The 21,871-nt window shown below is 60.1% G+C and carries 17 protein-coding genes; 8 read left to right on the plus strand and 9 right to left on the minus strand.

Annotation, left to right across the window (positions count from 1 at the left end; all coding sequences use genetic code 11):
- Window positions 1–3: 3 nt before the first annotated feature.
- A complete protein-coding gene (locus J7U39_RS31205; RefSeq protein ID WP_210633640.1) occupies window positions 4–1,278 on the minus strand; it encodes an extracellular solute-binding protein in 1,275 nt (424 codons plus the stop codon).
- Window positions 1,279–1,364: 86 nt separating this feature from the next.
- On the opposite strand from J7U39_RS31205, the gene J7U39_RS31210 reads away from it, so the two are divergent.
- A complete protein-coding gene (locus J7U39_RS31210) occupies window positions 1,365–2,285 on the plus strand; it encodes a helix-turn-helix domain-containing protein (protein ID WP_210633642.1) in 921 nt (306 codons plus the stop codon).
- Between the two features lie 68 nt (window positions 2,286–2,353).
- Here J7U39_RS31210 and J7U39_RS31215 read toward each other — a convergent pair whose 3' ends face one another.
- Together J7U39_RS31215 and J7U39_RS31220 are read right to left on the minus strand one after the other, a co-directional pair.
- Complete coding sequence (locus tag J7U39_RS31215) at window positions 2,354–3,448, minus strand: Gfo/Idh/MocA family oxidoreductase (RefSeq protein WP_210633644.1); 1,095 nt, start codon at window positions 3,446–3,448, stop codon at window positions 2,354–2,356.
- A 10-nt stretch (window positions 3,449–3,458) separates the two neighbouring features.
- Window positions 3,459–4,469 (minus strand): Gfo/Idh/MocA family oxidoreductase, encoded by a 1,011-nt coding sequence (locus J7U39_RS31220; protein ID WP_210633646.1) that lies wholly within the window; start codon window positions 4,467–4,469, stop codon window positions 3,459–3,461.
- Window positions 4,470–4,835: 366 nt separating this feature from the next.
- Here J7U39_RS31220 and J7U39_RS31225 point away from each other — a divergent pair, with 366 nt between their 5' ends.
- Complete coding sequence (locus J7U39_RS31225; RefSeq protein ID WP_210633647.1) at window positions 4,836–5,996, plus strand: fumarylacetoacetate hydrolase family protein; 1,161 nt, start codon at window positions 4,836–4,838, stop codon at window positions 5,994–5,996.
- Between the two features lie 45 nt (window positions 5,997–6,041).
- On the opposite strand, the gene scpA is transcribed toward J7U39_RS31225, so the two are convergent.
- From scpA to J7U39_RS31250, 5 genes are all read right to left on the minus strand, one after another.
- On the minus strand, window positions 6,042–8,180 hold the full coding sequence (gene scpA / locus J7U39_RS31230) for a methylmalonyl-CoA mutase (protein WP_210633648.1): 2,139 nt from the start codon (window positions 8,178–8,180) through the stop codon (window positions 6,042–6,044).
- A gap of 101 nt (window positions 8,181–8,281) precedes the next feature.
- Window positions 8,282–8,935, minus strand: coding sequence for a methionine ABC transporter permease (locus J7U39_RS31235; protein WP_210633650.1), 654 nt, complete (start codon window positions 8,933–8,935; stop codon window positions 8,282–8,284).
- Complete coding sequence (locus J7U39_RS31240) at window positions 8,916–10,004, minus strand: methionine ABC transporter ATP-binding protein (protein WP_210633652.1); 1,089 nt, start codon at window positions 10,002–10,004, stop codon at window positions 8,916–8,918. Before J7U39_RS31240 ends, J7U39_RS31235 begins: the two co-directional genes overlap by 20 nt.
- Window positions 10,005–10,093: 89 nt before the next feature.
- Entirely contained in the window at window positions 10,094–10,933 is an 840-nt protein-coding gene (locus tag J7U39_RS31245; RefSeq protein ID WP_210633654.1) for a MetQ/NlpA family lipoprotein, read from the minus strand.
- A 301-nt stretch (window positions 10,934–11,234) separates the two neighbouring features.
- Complete coding sequence (locus J7U39_RS31250) at window positions 11,235–12,437, minus strand: MFS transporter (RefSeq protein WP_210633656.1); 1,203 nt, start codon at window positions 12,435–12,437, stop codon at window positions 11,235–11,237.
- A 342-nt stretch (window positions 12,438–12,779) separates the two neighbouring features.
- Between J7U39_RS31250 and J7U39_RS31255 the strand changes: the two genes are divergently transcribed.
- The 6 genes from J7U39_RS31255 to J7U39_RS31280 all read left to right on the plus strand — a co-directional run bounded on the left by J7U39_RS31255 (window position 12,780) and on the right by J7U39_RS31280 (window position 20,370).
- The gene (locus tag J7U39_RS31255) at window positions 12,780–13,232 is read left to right on the plus strand and encodes a helix-turn-helix domain-containing protein (RefSeq protein WP_210633657.1); all 453 of its coding nucleotides are present in this window, start codon (window positions 12,780–12,782) and stop codon (window positions 13,230–13,232) included.
- Between the two features lie 395 nt (window positions 13,233–13,627).
- Window positions 13,628–14,842, plus strand: coding sequence for a plasmid partitioning protein RepA (gene repA, locus J7U39_RS31260; protein WP_210633659.1), 1,215 nt, complete (start codon window positions 13,628–13,630; stop codon window positions 14,840–14,842).
- 42 nt (window positions 14,843–14,884) lie between these two features.
- The gene (gene repB / locus J7U39_RS31265; protein ID WP_210633661.1) at window positions 14,885–15,934 is read left to right on the plus strand and encodes a plasmid partitioning protein RepB; all 1,050 of its coding nucleotides are present in this window, start codon (window positions 14,885–14,887) and stop codon (window positions 15,932–15,934) included.
- A 149-nt stretch (window positions 15,935–16,083) separates the two neighbouring features.
- Window positions 16,084–17,376, plus strand: coding sequence for a plasmid replication protein RepC (gene repC / locus J7U39_RS31270; protein WP_210633663.1), 1,293 nt, complete (start codon window positions 16,084–16,086; stop codon window positions 17,374–17,376).
- 273 nt (window positions 17,377–17,649) lie between these two features.
- Window positions 17,650–18,216, plus strand: a complete 567-nt coding sequence (locus tag J7U39_RS31275; RefSeq protein WP_210633665.1) for a sugar transferase — start codon at window positions 17,650–17,652, stop codon at window positions 18,214–18,216.
- Window positions 18,217–18,339: 123 nt separating this feature from the next.
- Entirely contained in the window at window positions 18,340–20,370 is a 2,031-nt protein-coding gene (locus J7U39_RS31280; protein WP_210633667.1) for a nucleoside-diphosphate sugar epimerase/dehydratase, read from the plus strand.
- Here J7U39_RS31280 and J7U39_RS31285 read toward each other — a convergent pair.
- Window positions 20,367–21,641, minus strand: coding sequence for an O-antigen ligase family protein (locus J7U39_RS31285; RefSeq protein WP_210633804.1), 1,275 nt, complete (start codon window positions 21,639–21,641; stop codon window positions 20,367–20,369). The two genes, J7U39_RS31280 and J7U39_RS31285, sit on opposite strands and share 4 nt — an antisense overlap.
- Window positions 21,642–21,871 lie beyond the last annotated feature (230 nt).

The raw sequence follows: 21,871 nt of genomic DNA on the forward strand, positions 1-21,871 counted from the left end.
CATTCATTGCGCGATCGGAAGTCCGGTTGCGGAAGCGATCTGCTTGGCGGCATCGTCGAGAGCCGCTTTCGCGTCGGGGTAGCCGCCGGCGAAGAATTTCGCCTGCGTTGCCTTGAAGATGCCTTCGGCATCGCTCTGGAAGGCGGTGCCGCGGCTCGGCACGATCTTCGGCAGTGTCGCGAGGATGTCGGCCCAGACTTTCTGGCCGCCCCAATAGGGCTGCGCCTCGTTGACGAAAGGATCCTTTTCGGCAGAAAGCAGCGACGGCACCAGACCGAATTCCTTCAGCATGGTGACCTGACCTTCATTCGTGCCGAGGGCGTAATTGACGAATTTCCAGGCGGCATCCTTGTTTGCGGAAGTCGCCGAAATGGCGAGCGAGGAACCGCCGAGGTTGGCGGCATGCGGACCATCGGCCGTCAGGCTCGGCATTCTGTAAACGCCCCACTTGCCCTTGAGGTCAGGCGAGGTCGAGCGCACGGTGCCTTCATACCAGCCGCCATAGAGCTGGCTTGCGGCCTTGCCGGCGGTATTGGCCTGGATCTTCTCGTCCCAGTTGGCCGCCGTCAGCGTGCCCGCATCCTTCATCTCTTTCACCTTTTGCAGCGCGGCGACGCAGGCCGGCTGATTGATGGTGATGTTCTGGCCGTCGGTCGAGAAATAGCCGCAGCCCTGTTCGTTGGCGATCATGCGGAACCATTCGCTGTCGCCGTTGAAATCCGCCTGCGCCATGACGACGCCGGGATTGGCGGCGGAAATCTTCTTGCCGGCCGCGATGAAATCGTCCCAGGTGCTGATCGTGCTCGGATCGACGCCGGCCTTTTCATACATGTCGCGGCGGTAGAAAACGGCGACGGGGCCGGAATCCCACGGCATGGCATAGGCGACATCGCCGACCTCAAGTTCGGTGCGCTTGAAGTCGGGGAACTTCGCCTGGATATCGGCCGTGTAGCCGAGCTCCTTCAGATTGGCGAAGCAATCGGGGAAACGGCTCCAGAAGATTTCAGCCTCGAAATTCTCGATGCTGACAATGTCGGGCAAGCCGTCGCCGCCGGCAGCGCAGGCCGCGAGCGTCTTGTCGAAAACCTGGCTGTTGCCAAGGTCTTCGACGGTGACCTTGATATCGGGGAATTGTTTGTTGAAACCGGGCAGCGTGGATTTCAACGCCGATGCGGCGACATTCCAGCTCCAGATTGTGAGATTGGCCGACTCAGCGAAGGCGGAGCCGGAAGCAAGCAGTGCGACAGCTGCGGTCGCAGCGAGAAGTTTGAAGCGCATTGAAAATCCTCCCTTTTCAATTGCCGATCTTTCACGAACGCGGTTAGACTATCCGCAAGGGAGCGGCTGTCTCCTAAAAAGGGAATATGGATTTGGCGGAAAGTAAGGTCGGCACGGCTGCAATCTATCAGCCCGGCGCAAGCAGCATCGAGGGTTCGCCGACGGCGCTGCAGATGTTTCATGCCCATCCGCTCGTCATGGCCATGCCGCACTGGCATGCGCAGGTCGAGGTCAATTACGTCATGCGCGGCACTGTTCATTATCGGATGAGCGACCACGAATTCCGGCTGAGCGCCGGTCAAATGTGCCTGTTCTGGGGCGGGCAGCCGCATCAGATGGACGAATCCTCGGATGATTCGCTCTATGCCGGCGCCCATCTGCCGCTCATCTATTTCTTCCGGCTGCGTCTGCCGATCAGCATTTCCAGCCGGCTAATGAAGGGCGAGACGCTGTTGACTTCGGCAACCGATGCCGCCGACAACGAGAACTTCGCCCGCTGGTCTCGCTATTCCAAGTCTGGCGATTCCGCCAAGGCCCAGCACGCAGTCGACGAACTGCTGCTGCGCATCGAGCGCATCGCGCTCGAACCCTATTCGATGACGACATCGAAAACGGCCGTCAGCCTGGAAGGCGATCAGCCGCAACCCAACTCCTCGCGCAGCGTCGCGCGCATGTGTGATTTCATCGCCGCCAATTTTCTGCAGGACATCGATTCGGTCGATATCGCCCGCGCCGCCGATCTGCATCCGAAATATGCGATGAACCTTTTCAAGCGATCGACCGGCATGACGCTCAGCAAATATGTGACGCTGCTCAGGCTGTCGCGCGCCCAGGCGATGCTGATGAGCGAAGGTGCCAACGTTCTGCAGGTGGCGATGGACAGCGGCTTCGGCTCGATCAGCGCCTTCAACAAATCCTTCCGCCACATCGCCGGCATGTCGCCGTCCGATTTCCGCCGCGACATCCGGCTGGTGACGACGATGCCCGCCGGCGCCTTCCGCAATTAACGCACGCTCCGCCTCATCGCCCGTCAGGGAGGATGCCAAGCGCCGCCCGGCATCCTCCGCTTGATCATTCAGCGGCTGCCAGCCGCGCGCTGTTCTTCCGGAAGCCAGGAGCGATAGAGCGGATGATCGGCGGCGATCGGCATCGGCGTCGGCTGGCCGGTGCGCTGGGAGAAATAGGCAGCCGTCACCAGCTCCAGCGAATTGCGGGCATCCTGCAACGTCACCGGCGGTTCCGTGTCCTCGACGATCGCCTTGTGGAAGAGCTCGAACTGGCGGGTATAACCATCTTCGCCCGGCACATAGGCGGCGAGCGCCGCATCGACCCGCGCCTGGTGTTCTTCGGTTCCGGCGGTAAAGACCCAGGGATCGCGGCCCATCGTATAGGGTTCGAGGATGCTTTCGGCGACGAGATCGCTGAAGCAGAAACGCAGCCGCGAGATTTCCTTGCGTGAGCCGAGCGTCATCGACAGCGTCGCCAGCGAACCGTTCTGCATCTTCACCGAAAGAGCGGCCGTATCCTCGACCTCGATCGGATTGACCAGCGTCGCGCCATAGGAAAACACCTCGGCGCAAGGGCCGTGCACGTAGTTCAGCATGTCGTGGGCGTGGATCGCGTGGCCGAGAAGGCCGCCGCCGAGTTCACTCGCCCATTTGCCGCGCCACGGCACGGCATAATAATCCGGACCGCGCCACCAATGGGTCTCGATCGTCGTCAGGAACGGCTTGCCGGCGAGGCCCTTCTCGATCAACAGTTTCAACTTCTGCAGGCCGGAGCCGTAGCGATACTGAAAGATCGGCATCAGCTTCCGGCCGGGGAAGCTGGTGAGGATGCGGCCCATCTCGTCGACCTCGGCAATCGAGCCGAAGAGCGGCTTTTCGCAGATCACATGCTTGCCTGACACAATGCCTTTGCGGCAGAGCTCGAAATGCGAACTCGGCGGCGTCGAAATGTCGATGATGTCGAGATCGTCCCGGGCAAACAGCGAATCCGCATCCTGCGTATATTCCCGAATGCCGAATTCGTCGCACAGCGCCCGGCCGCGATCCTCGTCCAGCGAGCAAAGGACGGGAACCTCGAAGAGATCCTTGTTCCAGCCGAAGCCGGTCAGGTGCCGCGCGGCGATGCCTGCGCCGATGACGCCGACGCGTAATTTTCTGGCCATGATATCCTCCTCAGCGGGCGCCGATGCGCGCGGCCTTCGTCTGGGCTTCGAGCGAAAGGCGGCAGACTTCGAAAACGTGATCCTGCGTCATCGCCGTCTGCGTGCGGTTCGCGACATCGGCAGTGAACGCGTCGAAATAGTCGAGCTTCTCACCGCTGCAATCGATATGGGTCATTTCCTTGCCATTGACGAGGAAGAGATGATCCTTGCCCGGCCGGCCGGCAATATCGATATATTTGCGAAGCTCGATATAACCCTCTGTGCCCAGGATGGTAAGACGGCCGTCGCCCCAGGTCGGCAGCGCCTCCGGCGTGAACCAATCGACGCGAACGTAGCCCGCCGCCCTGTCGGAGCGCAGCAGCACCTCGCCGAAATCCTGGAAGGCGGGTTTATCGGGCATGCCGAAGTTGCCGATCGAGCTGGCGATGACTTCGCCCGAGGTCGAGCCGGTATAGAACAGGAATTGATCGACCTGGTGCGAGGCGATGTCGACGATGATGCCACCGAAGGCTTCGGGCTCGAAGAACCAGTCGGGACGTGTCGGCAGCTGCAGCCGGTGCGGACCGACGCCAAGCGTCTGAATGACCTTGCCGATCGCGCCTTCCTTTACCAGCTTGCCGGCCTTGACGGCGGAGCGCACGCAATGGCGCTCGGAAAAGCAGATGGAGAAGATTTTGCCGGTCTCGGCAACGGTGCGCTTGACCTCTTCGAGCTGGGCAAAGGTCGTCACACCAGGCTTGTCGGTCATCACATCCTTGCCCGCTTTCATCGCGCGGATGGCAAGCCCGGCCCGGTCGCGCGGAATGGCGGAAATGCAGATGACGTCGATCGACGGATCGTCGAACAGTTTCTCTCGGTCGATCTGCGGTGCATCGGGATAGGTCTTCTCAAAGGCTTCCCGCAACGCCGGCACGGAGGTCTGCGGGCAATAGCCGACGAACTCGCCGCCTGCGGCGAGCAGTCCCTTCACGTGATCGAACGTATGCCCATGGTCGATTCCGACGACGGCAAATCTCAACATCGCTGCAATATCCTCCCGGGATTTTCGTGCGGCCGGCTGATGCCGGCGTCCTCCATCTCGGCCAAAACAGATAACGAAAGCGGGCTGCTGTCAAGGCGAGTTGCGGGATGAAATCGTTTGCGCTCATATCTAAATGTTTGTAAAATAACGACTATTATGTATCTAAATAGTTATTTGTGGCCTTCGTTCGAATGGATGCAGGCAGTTCCTCTTTTCGATCCAATCCGGCAAAAGTCTTTTTCCCCCGCCTATCTTGCTCCATTCGGCCGAATGTGATCGATTTCGGCCGCCGCCGGGCTGGAGGGCGGCAATGATCTCGGAATTCTTTCAAGAGCGCTCGCCGCTTGCCTGTGACGGAGGATCACCATGACTCATCCCCTTCTCGATGCTGCCGTTTCCGGCGGAATTTTTGTTGGCCGCGTCTGGAATCCCGAAGTTGCCGGCCCGAGCATCGTGACCCTTCGCGACGGGATGCTCGTCGACATCACCTCGCACGAGGCGCCGACACTGAGCGCCCTCTTCGAGACGCAGGATGCTGCGGGCTTCGTCCGAGCCGCAAATGGCAAGGCGATCGGTTCGCTGGAGGAGATTGCCGCCAACAGCACCGGAAAACCGGATGCTGGACGACCCTGCCTGCTTGCGCCCGCCGACCTGCAGGCGGTCAAGGCCTGCGGCGTCACCTTTGCCCAGTCGATGATCGAGCGCGTCATTGAGGAGAAGGCGGCCGGCAATCCCGATCGCGCCGCTTCGATCCGCGAGCGCGTCAGCGCGCTGATCGGCGGCAGTCTCACCAATCTCAAGGCCGGTTCGCCCGAGGCCGCCAAGGTCAAGCAGGCGCTGATCGACGAAGGCATGTGGTCGCAATATCTCGAAGTCGGCATCGGTCCCGATGCCGAGGTCTTCACCAAGGCACCGGTGCTCTCTTCCGTCGGTTGGGGTGCCGATGTCGGCCTGCATCCGATCTCGACCTGGAACAATCCGGAGCCGGAAATCGTGCTCGCGGTCAACAGCCGCGGCGAGATCAAGGGTGCGACGCTCGGCAATGACGTCAATCTTCGCGATGTCGAAGGCCGCTCGGCCCTCTTGCTCGGCAAGGCCAAGGACAACAATGCCTCCTGCTCGATCGGTCCGTTCGTCCGGCTGTTCGATGCCGGTTACGGGCTCGACGAGGTACGCAAGGCCGAACTCGATCTAAAGGTAACCGGGCAGGATGGCTTCGTGCTGCATGGCAAGAGTTCGATGTCGCAGATCAGCCGCGACCCGACCGATCTCGTCAAACAGACGCTTGGCCCTCATCATCAATACCCCGATGGTTTCATGCTCTTCCTCGGCACGTTGTTTGCGCCGACGCAGGACCGTGACGCGCCGAAGCAAGGCTTCACGCACAAGATCGGCGATGTCGTCGAGATTTCGTCGGCCGGGCTCGGCGCGCTCGTCAATACCGTGCGCCTCTCCACCGAATGCCCGCCCTGGACGTTCGGCATATCGGCGCTGATGCGCAACCTTGCGACGCGCGGGTTACTCTAAGCAAAGTGCGCAGCGGTTTGCCTCCGGCTGCGCAGATTTTATGAATTACTGGTTTCGCCGTTTGCCCTCTAGCAGGTCGAGAACGGAGTTCGCCGCTTCCAGAACGTTCGTGCCCGGGCCGAACACGGCCGCAACGCCGTGTTCGTGGAGGAATTCATAGTCCTGCCGCGGAATGACGCCGCCGCAGACGACGATGATATCGTCACCGCCCTTTTCCCTGAGCCTGTCGACCAACTGCGGCAGCAGCGTCCTGTGGCCTGCGGCGAGCGACGAGACACCGACGACATTGACCTTGCGATCAAGCGCCAACTCGACAGCCTCGTCAGGCGTCTGAAACAGTGGACCGGCGAGCACGTCGAAGCCGATATCGCCGAAGGCCGAGGCGATTACCTTGGCGCCCCGGTCGTGCCCGTCCTGACCGAGCTTGGCGACCATGATTTTCGGCCGGTATCCCATCGCTTCCGTCACCTCTGCCATACGCTCCCTCAGGACGGCAAGTTCCGGCTCGTTGTCATAGGCCTCGCCATAGACGCCCTTGATGACATCAGGTGTCGCGGCGTGATCGCCAAAGGCGGCGCGCATCGCATCCGATATCTCGCCGACAGTGGCGCGGGCCCGTGCCGCCTCGATGGCGGCGGCCAGCAAATTGCCTTTGCCGCTGCGTGCGGTTTCTGCCAGGGCGGCCAGCGTTTCGCGCACGGCGCTGCTGTCACGCCGCCGCTTCGTCTCCTCGATGCGGCGGATCTGCGCGGTGCGCACCGCGCTGTTGTCGATTTCCAAAATGTCGATCGGCTGTTCGTTGTCGAGCCTGTAGCGATTGACGCCGACGATGACCTCCTCGCCCTTGTCGACGGCCGCCTGGCGGCGCGCCGCTGCTTCCTCGATCAGCCGCTTTGGCAGACCTTCGTTGACAGCCTTCGTCATGCCGCCGAGCGCTTCCACCTCCTCGATCAGCGCCCAGGCCTTGTCGGCAAGTTCCTTCGTCAGGCTCTCGACATAATATGAGCCGGCCAGCGGATCGACCACCTTGGCCACGCCGGTTTCATGCTGGAGGATCAGCTGGGTGTTGCGGGCGATGCGGGCGGAGAATTCCGTCGGCAGCGCGATCGCCTCGTCGAAGGAATTGGTGTGCAGCGACTGCGTGCCGCCAAGCACGGCCGACATCGCCTCGAAAGCGGTGCGAATGATGTTGTTGTAGGGATCCTGCTCCTGCAATGAGACGCCGGAGGTCTGACAATGGGTGCGAAGCATCAGCGAGGATGCCTTCTTCGGCTGGAACTCCTCCATGATACGGGTCCAGAGCAGCCGGGCGGCGCGCAGCTTTGCCGCCTCCATGAAAAAATTCATGCCGACCGCAAAGAAGAAGGAGAGTCTTCCGGCAAAATCATCGACGTTGAGACCCTTGGCGATCGCCGCCCTGACATATTCGCGGCCGTCGGCCAGCGTGAAGGCAAGCTCCTGGACCAGTGTCGCGCCGGCCTCCTGCATGTGATAGCCGGAGATCGAGATCGAATTGAATTTCGGCATCTCCCTTGCCGTATAGTCGATGATGTCGGCAACGATCCGCATCGAAGGTTCGGGCGGATAGATATAGGTGTTGCGGACCATGAACTCCTTGAGGATGTCGTTCTGGATGGTCCCCGACAGCTCGGCCCTCGGCACGCCCTGCTCTTCGCCGGCGACGATGAAGGAAGCGAGGATCGGAATGACGGCGCCGTTCATGGTCATTGAAACCGACATGTCGCCAAGCGGAATACCGTCGAACAGGATTTTCATATCCTCGACGCTGTCGATCGCGACGCCCGCCTTGCCGACATCGCCCTCGACGCGAGGATGGTCGCTGTCATAACCGCGATGGGTGGCAAGATCGAAGGCGACCGACAGGCCCTTCTGGCCGGCTGCGAGATTGCGGCGATAAAAGGCGTTCGATTCCTCGGCTGTGGAGAAGCCGGCATATTGGCGGATCGTCCATGGCCGGCCGGCATACATCGTCGCGCGCGGTCCGCGGGTAAAGGGTGCAAAACCGGGCAGCGAGCCGAGATGCGCGGCGCCTTCGAGATCCTCGGCGGTATAAAGCGGCTTGACAGCGATGCCTTCCGGCGTCTGCCAGGTCAGTGTCTCGGGTGAGGCGCGCAGTTCCTTCTGCGCAAGCTCCGCCCAATCCGACAGCGTCTTCTTCGTCATGCGTTCCTCCGGCTGCTTCATCGCCACCTTATCACTTCACAGGTGGCTGATGCGATACGGCCTTAGGACAATTAAAGCAGCCGCACGCCTGCGGTTTTGACCTATCTGTGGTCGAGCTTGGCGACCAGTCGGTCGCCGAGCCACTGGATGCCGCAGACGAGGATGACGAGGACGGCGACCACTGCGATCATGACATTGGTTTCGAAGCGCTGATAGCCATAGCGAATGGCAAGGTCGCCGAGGCCGCCGGCGCCGATCGCGCCTGCCATGGCCGAGGCGCCGATCAGCGTCACCAGCGTGACGGTGAAACCGGCGACGATGCCAGGCAGCGCTTCAGGCACCAGCACCTCGCGGATGATGGTCCAGCGATTGCCGCCCATGGCGCGGACGGCATCGATCAGCCCGCGGTCGACCTCCCGCAACGATACTTCGGCGATGCGCGCATAATAAGGTGTCGCGGCGATGGCGAGCGGCACGATGGCCGCTCCGGTGCCGAGCGCGGTGCCGACGATCAGCCGCGTCAGCGGGATCAGCGCCACCAGCAGGATGATGAATGGCACCGAGCGGAAGCCGTTGATGACGGCGCCGAGCATGCGATTGATCCAGAGATTTTCGGCGATGCCGCCGCGCGCCGTGACGACGAGGGCAAGGCCGAGCGGCAGCCCGGCGAAGAGCGAAATCACCCCCGAGGCGACAGTCATCAGGACCGTCTCCCAAAGCGAGCGAAGAAGCAGTTCAAGCATGATCGGTGTCATAACCAAGCACCTCCACCCGGGCAGACCGGGCTGTCAGGAATTGTTCGACCTTTCCGGCGAGCGCGGGGTCGCGCGCGGGGACGGCGATGAAGAACCGCGCCACCGGCTGGGTCTGGATATGGTCGATGCCGCCATGGACGAGGCGGAAGGAATGCGGCAGCATCGCCGAGAGTTCCGCAAACAGCGCCCCTTGCGCTTGCGGCCCGGCGAGATCAACACTGAGGATCACTTCGCTGCCTGTCTTCGCCGACAGCCGGCCGAGAATGTGATCGGGAAGTTGCGGGCGGATGCCGCCCAGCAAGCTCCTGGTGATGTCAGTCTGCGGATTGGCGAAAACCGACCAGACCTGGCCCTCCTCGACGATCCGCCCGGCATCGATGACCGCGACGCGATCGGCAATGCCGCGCACCACTTCCATCTCATGGGTGATCAGCAGAATGGTCAGTCCGAGCTTACGGTTGATATCCCTGAGCAGCGCCAGAATCGATCGTGTTGTCTCCGGGTCGAGGGCCGATGTCGCCTCGTCCGACAGCAGCAGTGCCGGGCGTGCTGCCAGGGCCCGAGCGATGCCGACGCGTTGTTTCTGGCCGCCGGAGAGTGATGCGGGATAGGCTTGCGCCTTGTCGGCAAGCCCGACGAGCTCGAGCAGTTCGTGGGCCCGCTTCACGCGTTCGGCCTTGGCAACACCCTCGATCTTCAGCGGCAGCGCGACATTGTCCTCGACCGTTTTGGCGGACAGCAGGTTAAAGTGCTGAAAGATCATGCCGATGCGGCGGCGCAGCGGCTGCAGCTCCTGCTCCTGAAGTCGGGTGATATCGCGGCCCTCGATGCGGATCTCGCCGCTGTCGGCGCGCTCCAACCCGTTCAGGCAGCGGATCAGCGTCGACTTGCCGGCGCCGCTGCGGCCGATGATGCCGAGGATCTCGCCCCTCTTTACGCTCAGCGAAATACCGTCGAGCGCCGGCGTGGTGCCGAACCGCCGCTTCACATCGATCAGCCTCACCACCTCTTCGGTCACCGTCGTCTGCGGCTGCGCCGCGACCGCAGTGGTGGAAACAAACGAATTCATGTGCTTTTCCTTGCAAACGCCGAAGGCGGTCCGAGCGGGGAATGCCCGAACCGCCTTTAGGCAGGCCTTAACCCCGGCCTTCTCTCGGATCAATAGGCGCTGAGACCGGTCCCTTTGTAGACCTTGTCGAACTCGGCCTTGACGGTGTCGTTCTGGTAGGACGACACCAGCGTCTTGACCCAGTCCGCATTCTTGTTCTCTTCCTTGACGGCGATGAAGTTGCGGTACGGGTTATCGGCGGTCGGCTCCTGCGCGATGCGCTCGGCCGGAGAAAGACCGCTTTTCAGCGCCCAGTCGGTATTGACGACGCCGGCATCGAGATCGTCGATCGAACGGCCGACGATGCCGGCATCGAGCTCCTTGATCTCGATCTTCTTCGGATTGTCGCTGACGTCAGCAACTGTCGCAAGAATGCCGGTGCCGTCCTTCAGCTTGATCAGGCCTTCATTCTGAAGAACTCGCAGCGCCCGACCTTCGTTCGAGGGATCGTTCGGCACGCCGATGACGGCGCCTTCGGGGATCTCAGCGACGGCCTTGTGCTTCTTGCTATAGAGACCGATCGGCCAGACGCCGGTATAGCCGACGGGGACGATGTGATAGCCGTGCTGCTGGATCTGGTTGTCGAGATAGGGTCGGTGCTGGAAGGCATTGGCGTCGATTTCGCCGCGCTCCAGCGCTTCGTTCGGCTGAGTATAGTCGTTGAAGGTGATGGTCTCGATCGTCAGGCCCTTCTTGGCCGCCTCGCTGGTCACCACGCGCCATACATCCTCATCCTCGCCGGCCATGATGCCGACCTTGATCGACTTGTCCTCGGCAAAGGAAAGTGCGGGTGCCGCAAGGGTAAAAAGTGCAGCCGCGGAAACAGCGACGGCCGCAAGAGCCGCGCGGCGCGAAAGGTGGAAGCCGTGAAGATTTTTGTTCTTGGTCATTTTATATCCCGTCTGACTGAATGAGGCCGAACGCCCCGAGCCGGTCGATCATGGCAAATGGCTGGGTCGCGGGCGAAGCAAGAAAGTCTGATGTGGAGGAAAGGTCGGAAAAACTCTTGCCCCGTCATCAATACCGGCAGGATAAATTTTCCATCAAATTTATGGATTAATTGCGGCTTGTGAGCATCCCCTAAAAAGGAAAACGTCGCCTGTGGCCGCCGTTTGCAACCACGGCGGCCAAAGGGGACGACGGACTTCTCAGACCCGCTCCGATACGGCAATCGTGACGTCCCGGATGGCCTTAGGCCGGCTTCTGCTTCGGAATGCGCGGCAGGAAGATCGTCAGCAGGCCGAGCAGCGGCAGGTAGGAGCAGATGCGGTAGACGAAGGCGATGCCGTGAGTGTCAGCAAAATCGCCGAGCAGCGCAGCCCCTAACCCCCCTGCCCCGAATGCAAAGCCAAAGAAAACGCCGGCAATCAGCCCGACGCGGCCGGGCACCAGTTCCTGCGCGAAGACGACGATCGCTGAAAAGGCCGACGCGAAGACCAGGCCAATGACGATGCTGAGCACGCCTGTCCAGAAAAGATCGGCATAGGGCAGCAGCAATGCGAAAGGAATGACGCCGAGGATCGAAAACCAGATGACGAAACGGGCACCGAAGCGATCGCCGATCGGCCCGCCGAGGAAAGTGCCGACGGCGACCGAACCGAGGAACAGGAACAGCATCAGCTGCGCCTGCTGCACGCTGAGTTCGAACCTGTCGATGACATAGAAGGTGAAGTAGCTCGACACGCTCGCCATGTAGACATTCTTCGTCGCCGTCAGCAACACGAGGATCAGCAGCGCCCGGACGACCCGGCTCTGCGATAACGGCAGAGTTCGACTCGCGGCCGGTTTGCTGGCGTTCTGTCGCCTGTGGCTCATATACCAGCTGCCTACCCAGCTCAGCACGATCATGCCGATCATCGCGATGGCGGCAAACCAGGAGACGCTGTGCTGCCCGAGCGGCAGCACGATGAAGGCGGCGAGCAGCGGACCGATCGCCTGGCCGGCATTGCCACCGACCTGGAAAAAGGACTGCGCGAAACCGTGGCGGCCGCCGGAGGCAAGACGGGCAACACGCGAGGATTCCGGATGGAAGACGGCCGAGCCAAACCCGATCAGGCTTGCCGCGACCAGCAGCAGCGCGAAATTGCCGGCATTGCCGAGCAGAATGAGTCCGCAAAAAGTGCTCGCCATGCCGACCGGCAGCGAATAGGGCATCGGCCAGCGATCGGTGACGATGCCGACCGCCGGCTGCAGCAGAGACGCCGTGACCTGGAACGTCATGGTCAGCAGGCCGATCTGGACAAAATCGAGGTCGTAATTTGCCTTGAACAGTGGATAGAGCGAGGCGAGCAGCGACTGCATGATGTCGTTCAGCATATGGCAGAAGCTGACAGCCATCAGAATGGACATCGTTGTCTTTTCGAAACGGGGTGCGCGCTCGGCAACGCTTGCCATCAACATCCTCCTGCACAGGCACGATCAGTGCCGTCGTTTTCGATGGATTTTGGGCGATCGGGGCTGGCAAGACTATCAAGCGACGGTCGCTGAAAGATACTTAACGCAGGTCGGCCAACGATCACCAGCCCGGTTTGGCCAGGATCGGTACGGCTTTTGTCTGATTTTCCCCACCGCCGACCGGTTCCTGCGTCGCTGGCGTTTGCCGGATGGGGGTTTTCATATCACAGTCAGCCGTGATCATCGCAGATATGCTATGCTACATGGAAACAACCGTGGAAAACTGCTTGCAGGGGTACTACAGCTGCGCCGATTGAAATCGATCGAGGCTGAAAACACGCGATGAATGTCAAGACACCGAATGCCATAGACAGCTACGTCGGAGCGCGCATCAGAACACGCCGGCAGCTGCTTGGAATGAGCCAGGAGCGGCTTGCCGAGCAGATCGGCGTGACTTTTCAGCAGGTTCAGAAATACGAGAAGGGCATCAACCGCATTGGTGCGAGCCGCTTGCAGCGAATCGCCGAAGTGCTTCACACCTCACCGAGCTTCTTCTTCCAGCAGAACGAGTCACAGCCATTGAGCCTGCAAGGGCTGGATCTGCCGGACCGCGCCGACCCCGTCGCTGAATTCCTGCGGACGAAGGAAGGGCTGGTGCTTAATCGGGCCTTTCTGAAGATTGCCGATCCCGATATCCGTGAAACGATCATCGCATTGGTGAAAGCGATGGCGCAGGCGGAAAGCCGCCCGGCTTTGCCGTCGATAGCGAATATCACCCGTCCGCCTCTCGAGTAACGGGCCGGCGGGCAATTCTCCTGCGAGCTCAGCCTCGCGTGATCTGGCAAGTTGCGGCTGATCGGCCAGAGCCCGGCACCTTACCGCCGCGCCGTGCTCTATGCCGACGAACCGGTGGCTTGCCGCTGCGGACATGCCGCAAAGCGCTTTGCCCACCCGACATTGCGATTTGGATTATCATGCCGGTGTTTCCAGCCGACCTCGTCCGATTCGGCCCGTGAACGTGCGATTGCACCGGCCAGCGACAGGCGCGGCCTGCGCAAGCGCTTGAAAAAGATTGGACAACCTTTTGATAGGGTCTTGTTAACCCTATTTGCCTTGCCACTCCTCCAGAATCGGCGCTAAATGCGGTTTCTCAGCGCGTAGAGCTTTTAAATCGCATTTTCGAGATTTCCATGAATATGGCACCGCAAATAGACAAAGCAATTTCCGATGTCGATCAGCTGATCATCGGTCAGGCGCAGGAACTCTCCGACAAGCTGAAGCAGCATCGGCTCGAAATGTTTCCTCCGCGCGCGCTGAAGGGTCTGCGGGAATTTCAGCTCGCCGAGGTGGCGCGGTTTCTCGGCGTGACCAGCGGCTATCTTCGAAATCTCTCGCTCGAGGGCAAGGGTGCCCTCCCCCAGGTCACGCCGTCCGGCCGCCGATCCTATACGGCGGAGCAGATGGAAGAGATGCGCGGCTTTCTCGAGCACAATGCGCGGGCCGGAACGCATTATATACGTCATCGCCGCGGCCACGAACATCTGCAGGTCGTCGCCGTCGTCAACTTCAAGGGCGGCAGCGGCAAGACGACGAGTGCCGCGCATCTTGCCCAGCATCTTGCCCTGACCGGTCACCGCGTCCTTGCCGTCGATCTCGATCCGCAGGCGTCTCTTTCCGCCATACACGGCTTTCAGCCGGAGTTCGACGTCAACGAAAACGAGACGCTCTACGCCGCCATTCGCTACGACGATCAGCGGCGTCCGCTGCGGGACATTATCCGGCCAACCAACTTCCCGAACCTTCACCTTGTGCCGGGCAATCTTGAACTGATGGAATTCGAGCACGATACGCCGCGGGTCCTCGCTCAGGGTAAAGCGAGTGATTACGGGCGCGTTTTCTTCGCACGGCTGGATGAGGCACTCGCTTCGGTCGCGGACGATTACGACGTCGTCATCATCGACTGCCCTCCGCAGCTCGGCTTTTTGACCATGAGCGCCATTTGCGGTGCGACGGCGGTGCTGATCACCGTTCATCCGCAGATGCTCGATGTCATGTCGATGTGCCAGTTCCTGCAAATGCTTGGCGAAGTGCTGAACACCCTGAAGGGAGCCGGCGGCAACATGAACCTCGACTGGTTGCGTTATCTCGTGACCCGCTACGACCCGCAGGACGGGCCGCAGACGCAGATGGTCGCCTTCATGCGCTCGATGTTCAAGAGCCATGTGCTCACCAACCCGATGCTGCGCAGCGTCGCGATCTCCGATGCGGCGATGACAAACCAGACACTGTATGAGGTCGAGCGAAGTCAGTTTACCCGCGCGACCTATGACCGCGCCATGGAGGCGATGGAGGCGGTCAACACGGAAATCGTCGATCTCATTCACAAGGCATGGGGCCGGAAATGAGCGGGAAGTTTACTGCGGTAAACCCGGGCAAGGAGCTGGCTGATGGCGCGTAAAAATCTTCTGTCGGGCCTGATGGATGATTCCAAGAAGTTTACCGCGGTAAACAATGAGGATGAGCCGGCCCATCGCGACGAGAGGCAGCATATCACCTATAAAGGGATTGGCGCACTCGGGGCGGTCACCCGCAGCATCGATGCCTTGGCCGCCAAGGCCGATGCCGCCAAGGCGATCGAAGAGCAGCTGGCGAGCGGCGAGACGGTGATTGATCTCGACCCGGCGCTGATCGAAGATTCCTTCGTGAGCGACCGGCTCGCGCATACCGACGAACAGTTCCGGGAACTGGTCGAGGCGATCCGCCTGCGCGGCCAGGATTCACCGATCCTCGTGCGCCCGCATCCCGAGAGGGAGGGGCGATACCAGATCGCTTTTGGCCATCGTCGCGCACGGGCGGCAAAGGAGCTCGGCCGACCTGTTCGGGCGGTGGTCAAGAAACTCGACGACCGCGACCATGTTATTGCGCAGGGCCAGGAGAATTCGGCGCGCGCCGATCTCTCCTTCATCGAGAGGACGATGTTTGCCGACAAGCTCGATACATTGGGTTTCGATCGGGAAACGATCATGTCGGCACTCAGCGCCGACAAGACGACGGTGTCCAAGATGCTGTCGGTCACGAAGCGGATTCCGGCCGAAGTCCTGACCGCGATCGGCGCAGCCAAGACGACCGGTCGCGATCGCTGGCATGATCTTTCGGTAAAATTCGAGACGGAAAACATTGCCGCCCGGGCGATTGCGTTCACCAGATCGGCGGAGTTCGAGACGGCGGAGCCGGACGCCCGCTTCGACATGCTCGTCGCCTTCATCAGCAGGAAGCAACAGGCTTCGTCCGCCGCCGCAATTCAGCCCGTGGCTCACGCCTGGCAGCGCCAGGACGGAGCCGTCAAAGCGAAGATCAAGGATGATGGAAAACAGTTCACCATCGCGCTGAAGGCGGAGAAGGCATCTGCCTTTGGCGCCTACATCGCCAGCAATCTGGATCGTCTCTACGAGGCGTTCGAGAAGACACAGGATTTGACGAAGAACGGAGATCAATAAGCAAAAGAAAAGGCCCCCGAACGTTGCCGCCGCGGAAGCCCTCTCTGATCTAGACACCCAGAGAATCACATTTCCGCGAATCATAGTCAAGAGTCTTTGGCACCGAATTTGGTGAGCCGTGATCTTTTGCCTTGAAGAAGGCGAAGAAAATGGAAAGCGGAAGTGTGACGACGCCCTTCGGGCGGCGGCCGATGACGTTTGGCATGTTGGCAAACCAGGCCGCTGCCCGAAGGATCGAGCCGGGCCGATCGATTGACAAGTGGAAACTCTATCGCGCCCTGTGCGAGGCCAGGCCGCTGCTCGGCATTACCGATCGGGCGCTCTCTATCCTGAACGCCTTGCTGAGCTTTTATCCCAAGGGAGAGCTCTCCGAGGACAATGGCCTGGTCGTCTTTCCTTCGAATGCGCAGCTCTCTTTGCGCGCGCATGGAATGGCGGAGCAGACGATCCGCCGCCATCTGGCGGCGCTGATCGAGGCCGGATTGCTGATCCGCAAGGACAGCCCGAACGGCAAGCGTTACGCCCGCAAGGAGCAGGGCGGGGAGATCCGTGAGGCATTCGGCTTCTCGCTGGCGCCGCTGCTTGTGCGCGCTGACGAGATCGAGCGGCTGGCGGCGGAGGTGGCAGCCGAGCGATTGCAACTGCAGCGGCTCAAAGAGCGCCTGACGCTTTGCCGGCGCGACATCGCCAAGCTCATCGAGTTGGCCGTGGAAGAGGGGGCCTCTGGTGATTGGAGCGGGGTTCACCTGCATTTTCGAGGCGTCGTCGAACGGCTGCCGCGGTCGCCATCCTTCGAGAAGATCGCCGCCGCGCTCGACGAACTGGAACTGCTGCGCGAAGAAATCACCAATCAGTTGGAAATGCAGGTCAAAGCTCCAAATCAAAGCGGCAATGCCCGACATTCTGAGCGGCACATACAGAATTCAAATCCACACTGCATTACTGAACTTGAACCAAGCTTCGAAACGAAGCAGGGAGCAACGGCAGACGACCAATCGGAAGGTTGGGCCGAGCCGATGGCCAGAATAGCGACACATGAAGGGAAGGGCAGGCCCGTGCCGGCTGCAAGCTCAGCCTCGACTGCCGGCGGCGGGCTCAAATCGTTCCCGCTGGGCCTGGTGCTGCAGGCCTGCCCAGAGATCACTGCCTATGGACCGCAGGGCTCGGTGGGCACATGGCGCGATCTGATGGCGGCAGCTGTCGTCGTGCGCTCGATGCTCGGAGTGAGCCCCTCGGCCTATGAACAGGCCTGCGAGATCATGGGGCCTGAAAATGCGGCTACCGTCATAGCGTGTGTGCTTGAAAGGGCAGGGCACATCAATTCCGCCGGTGGTTACCTCCGTGATCTGACCCGCCGCGCCGAAAGAGGCGAATTTGCCATCGGACCGATGCTGATGGCGCTTGTCCGCACCAATTCGCCAATCAGGGGTAAGACTGGATGAGATTGCCATGCGGTTTGCCCGCGTCGGCTTATGGTTAACGAAAGGTGACGGAAATAAACGGGGAGATAACTTCCCGTTAAGTTCTTCTTCCTTTAAGATCATGAGGTTACAAGATTTTTGATCGGCAAGGCGAGGAAAGGATCTGATCGACGATCGGCTGTCGTTCTCTGGAGAAACGATGCGGTTGGAGTTGACGTGAAATGCCTTTTTGACGATACGGCGCGGTGGCGTATGGCGAAAATCCGCTGAAGAGGCAATGGAAGAAGTACGGCGATGGGCTTGAAACGGGCAGTGGATTTTTTGCTGGCTTTGGTGGCTTCGGTCATCCTGCTCGTTCCGATCCTTGTTGTCGCTCTTTGTGTCCGGCTAACGTCGCCAGGACCGATCCTCTACTGGTCAAAACGGATCGGGCGTTTCAATCAGATCTTCCTGATGCCGAAATTCCGCAGCATGCGCGTCGACACGCCGACCGTCGCGACGCATCTACTCGAAAACCCCGAGCGGTTTCTGACGCCGATCGGGTCGTTTCTACGCAAATCCAGTCTCGACGAACTGCCGCAGCTCTGGTGCATTCTGGGCGGCAAAATGAGTTTCGTCGGGCCGCGGCCGGCGCTCTACAACCAGTATGATTTGATCGAATTGCGGACGGCCCACGGGGTCGACCAACTCCTGCCCGGATTGACCGGATGGGCGCAGATCAACGGGCGGGACGAACTGCCAATTCCGGAGAAGGTGAAATTCGATGTCGAATATCTTGAGCGGCGCTCGATCGGCTTCGACATGCGCATCCTGTTTCTGACGGCCGAGAAGGTCATCCGCCGTAGGGGAATAAAGCATTAAGTTACCTACTTCTGATAGATAAGAGGTGCGGAATACCTTGATTTCCGATTATTTCAGTTGCGCTCGTTGTAGAAAATGACAAGAAGGTGGTTGTCTATTTGATCCGCGAGACGCTGGGAAGCAATGCCTGAAAATACCCCCACTGAGACGCCACGCTCGGGATGGTTCTTAGTGCCGATGCAGGCGCTTGTCGCCCCTTTGCTGGCCATGCCGCGTGCTGCTAAACGCGCGCTCGCCCTGCTGGTGGATTCCGGCCTTTGCGTTCTGACGATCTGGCTGGCTTATTGCTTCCGCCTGAACGAATGGACGGTGCTAACCGGCGTGCAGTGGTTGCCGGTCTTGGTTTCCCTGTGCATGGCCCTTCCGATCTTCATCGTCATGGGCATGTATCGGGCGATCTTCCGTTACGCCAACATGGCCGCTTTCATTGCCGTTCTGAAGGCCATTGCTATCTACGGCGTCGCCTTCATGACGATCTTTACGGCGCTCAGCGTCCCGGGAGTTCCGAGAACCGTCGGCATTCTTCAGCCCTTCCTGCTGCTGATAGCGATCGGCCTGTCACGGTTGGGGATCCGTTATTGGCTCGGGGATACCTATCAGCGTATTCTTCACCAGAATACGCTCGCCAAGGTGCTGATCTATGGGGCGGGAAATGCCGGACGGCAACTCGCCGGCGCTCTGACGAGCAGCGCCGAACTCAATGTGGTCGGTTACCTCGATGATGATCCGCGCCTCAAGGGCGGCATCATGGGCGGTTTGCCGATCTATGACCCGTCGGATCTTCCGGTGCTCGCTGAAGCACTTGGCGTGCACAACGTGCTTCTTGCTCTTCCATCCGCATCGCGGCAGCGTCGCAATGAAATTCTCGAGCATATCCGTAAAGCCAGGGTGAACGTCCGGACATTGCCGGATCTCACAGCGCTGGCTCAGGGACGAGTCGCCGTTTCCGATATTCGTGAGCTGGAGATCGAAGACCTGCTGGGCAGGGAAGCGGTTGCGCCGCGGCAAGAGCTGCTCGACAAGGCGATGCGCAACAAGGTGGTGATGGTCACGGGCGCCGGCGGCTCTATCGGCGGCGAGTTATGTCGCCAGATTCTGCGCAATGCGCCTTCGAGCCTCATCCTCATAGATCAGAACGAGTTTGCGCTTTATAATATTCATGCCGAATTGCTGAAGCTGGCCGAAGCTTACAAGCATGAGAGCCTGCAGATCGTGCCGATCCTTTGTTCCGTCCGCGACCAGGATCGCATGGAACATATCATGCAGAGCTGGCGGCCTCAGACGCTTTATCACGCCGCCGCTTACAAGCATGTGCCACTCGTCGAACACAATGCCGTGGAAGGCATCAAGAACAATGTCATGGGGACATTGATCACCGCACGTGCGGCAAATAAATGCGGCGTCTCGAATTTCGTGCTGATCAGCACCGACAAAGCCGTGCGCCCGACAAATGTGATGGGCGCCAGCAAGAGGCTGGCGGAGATGGTGCTGCAGGCGCTCGCGGCAGAGCTGACCGCTGATAGACTGCGGACAAACTTCTCGATGGTCCGCTTCGGAAATGTTCTCGGTTCCTCCGGATCCGTCGTGCCGCTGTTCAGGCAGCAGATCAAGGAAGGCGGCCCGGTTACCCTGACGCATCCGAAAATAACTCGCTACTTCATGACCATTTCGGAAGCCTCGCAACTTGTCATCCAAGCGGGTGCCATGGCCGAGGGTGGCGATGTTTTCCTGCTCGATATGGGCGAGCCCGTCCGCATTGCGGATCTCGCCCGCAAGATGGTCGAACTGTCCGGATTGACCGTCCGGGACGTGGATAATCCAGAAGGGGACATCGAGCTAGCCGTTACCGGCCTGAGGCCCGGCGAGAAGCTTTATGAAGAACTGTTGATCGGGGATAACCCCGAGACAACTGAACATCCGCGGATTATGAAGGCGCGCGAGGATTTCCTGTTCTGGGCGGAACTTTCGAAGAAGCTCAACTCGCTCAATGCGTCCTTGGACCGAAACGACATGGTCGCGGCACGGGCGACCTTGGCAGAACTCGTTTCCGGCTATTCCTCAACGGGTGAGGTTTCAGATCTTGCGTTCACCGGCGCCGAAACCAATCCGGAGCAAGAAGATATCAACGCGCTAGCCTCAGGCGCAGGAAATTAGCTTCGAACGACAGCTGCATAGCGTGTACTGCCCCGATCCGCGCAAATAAGAGCGACCATATAGGCGAAGATCGGATCCAGTGCCTTTTGGTTGAACATGATGCCGAAGCTGCCGGTAATAATGTAACTGGTGGTGAGCAGAAGAGCGATCGCCATGGCTAGATCCCGGCCAGGGCCGGGTTCCTTTTTCCACGCACCGATCACGGGCGTCAGCAGCAGCAGTGAAAGCGCCGCGATGCCGACAAGGCCGGCGTCGATTCCCGCTGTGAGAAAGCCGTTATGGACATGGGAATAGGGCAGTTGCGGCCTTAGGCCCTCAGGGACTTCTGCCAGGACAGCAGCCATCCGGTTCTGCGGGCCATAGCCGGTCAGCGGATCCTTGGTGATTGCGGATAGGGCGCCCTTGTAGAGGGCAACGCGCGCGCTCAGCGAGGTGATATCACCATTGGTGCTTTCGAGCGACGACAGATTGTCCTGGAGCTCACGGACGCGATAGACAACCTGGTCGCTGCCCAGGGCGAGAAGTCCCAGCAGCAATACCGAGCCGGTGATGGCGAGGCTGCGCAGACTGATATGAAATCGGTTTTTGGGAAAATACCAGAGAAAGATGACGAGCTGGACGGGGATGACCAGCCAGGCCGAGCGCGTTCCGGAAAGCAGCGCGCAGCCGAGACCCGCGGCATACCCCAATATCGCGATCTTTTGCTCCATGCTTTTGGGAGATTGAATATTGAGTAGCGCGACGCCGCCGAAAAGCACGCCGATAACGCCGAGCAGCGCCGCGTTCGAGGTTCCCGCCTCCGCCCTGGGCATCAGGAACAAGACTTGAAGCAGGCTGAAAAGGAAAGTAACAATCATCCCGAGGCCGGCGGCGAGGATAAAGAGCGGTACAAGGCGGCCATCGGGAGATTGACGCATACGCGGCAAAATCAGCCAGATCGAAAAGAACGGCAGGAGCCGGAAAATCCAATCCAGTTCTTCCGAGAAAGGCGGATTGACGAATATGCTGACGATCATCACCACCGGGTAAATCGTCATGCAAATGGCAACCACCAGATCGGACTTCGACAGGTTCAGAGGACAGCGGGCTCTTGCCAGACAATAGAGGCCCGATAGCATCGACCCGAGGAGAATGAAGGAATTGAAGTTCGGCGAAAGTCCGGGCAGGATTGCAAAGAGAAAGACCGCAATGCCGTTGGTTCGATCAAGCGCGCTTCCAGATCCGTTTCCAGGATGAAGTACCGCAATCACGAGTTGCCTGAAATAGTTCACTTTGGTAGCCCTGAGGTGTTGCTTTCCAGCCTCGCTAAGGACGGTTGCCACCACTGTCAAGCCGTGAACGCGGGCAGAACCCGTGCTTTTTGCACTGTCGTATTCCGGCAACAGCAAGCTCGGATGCACTTTGCTCACTTGGCAATGGGCCGCAATAGCTTGCTATAGCAAAGCCGTGCCGATCGGAAAACACGTTTGAAGTGCGATCGAGAAGCTTTGTCATCGTGCGG

It is taken from the genome of Rhizobium sp. NLR16a (genome assembly GCF_017948245.1).
Taxonomy (GTDB): Bacteria; Pseudomonadota; Alphaproteobacteria; order Rhizobiales; family Rhizobiaceae; genus Rhizobium.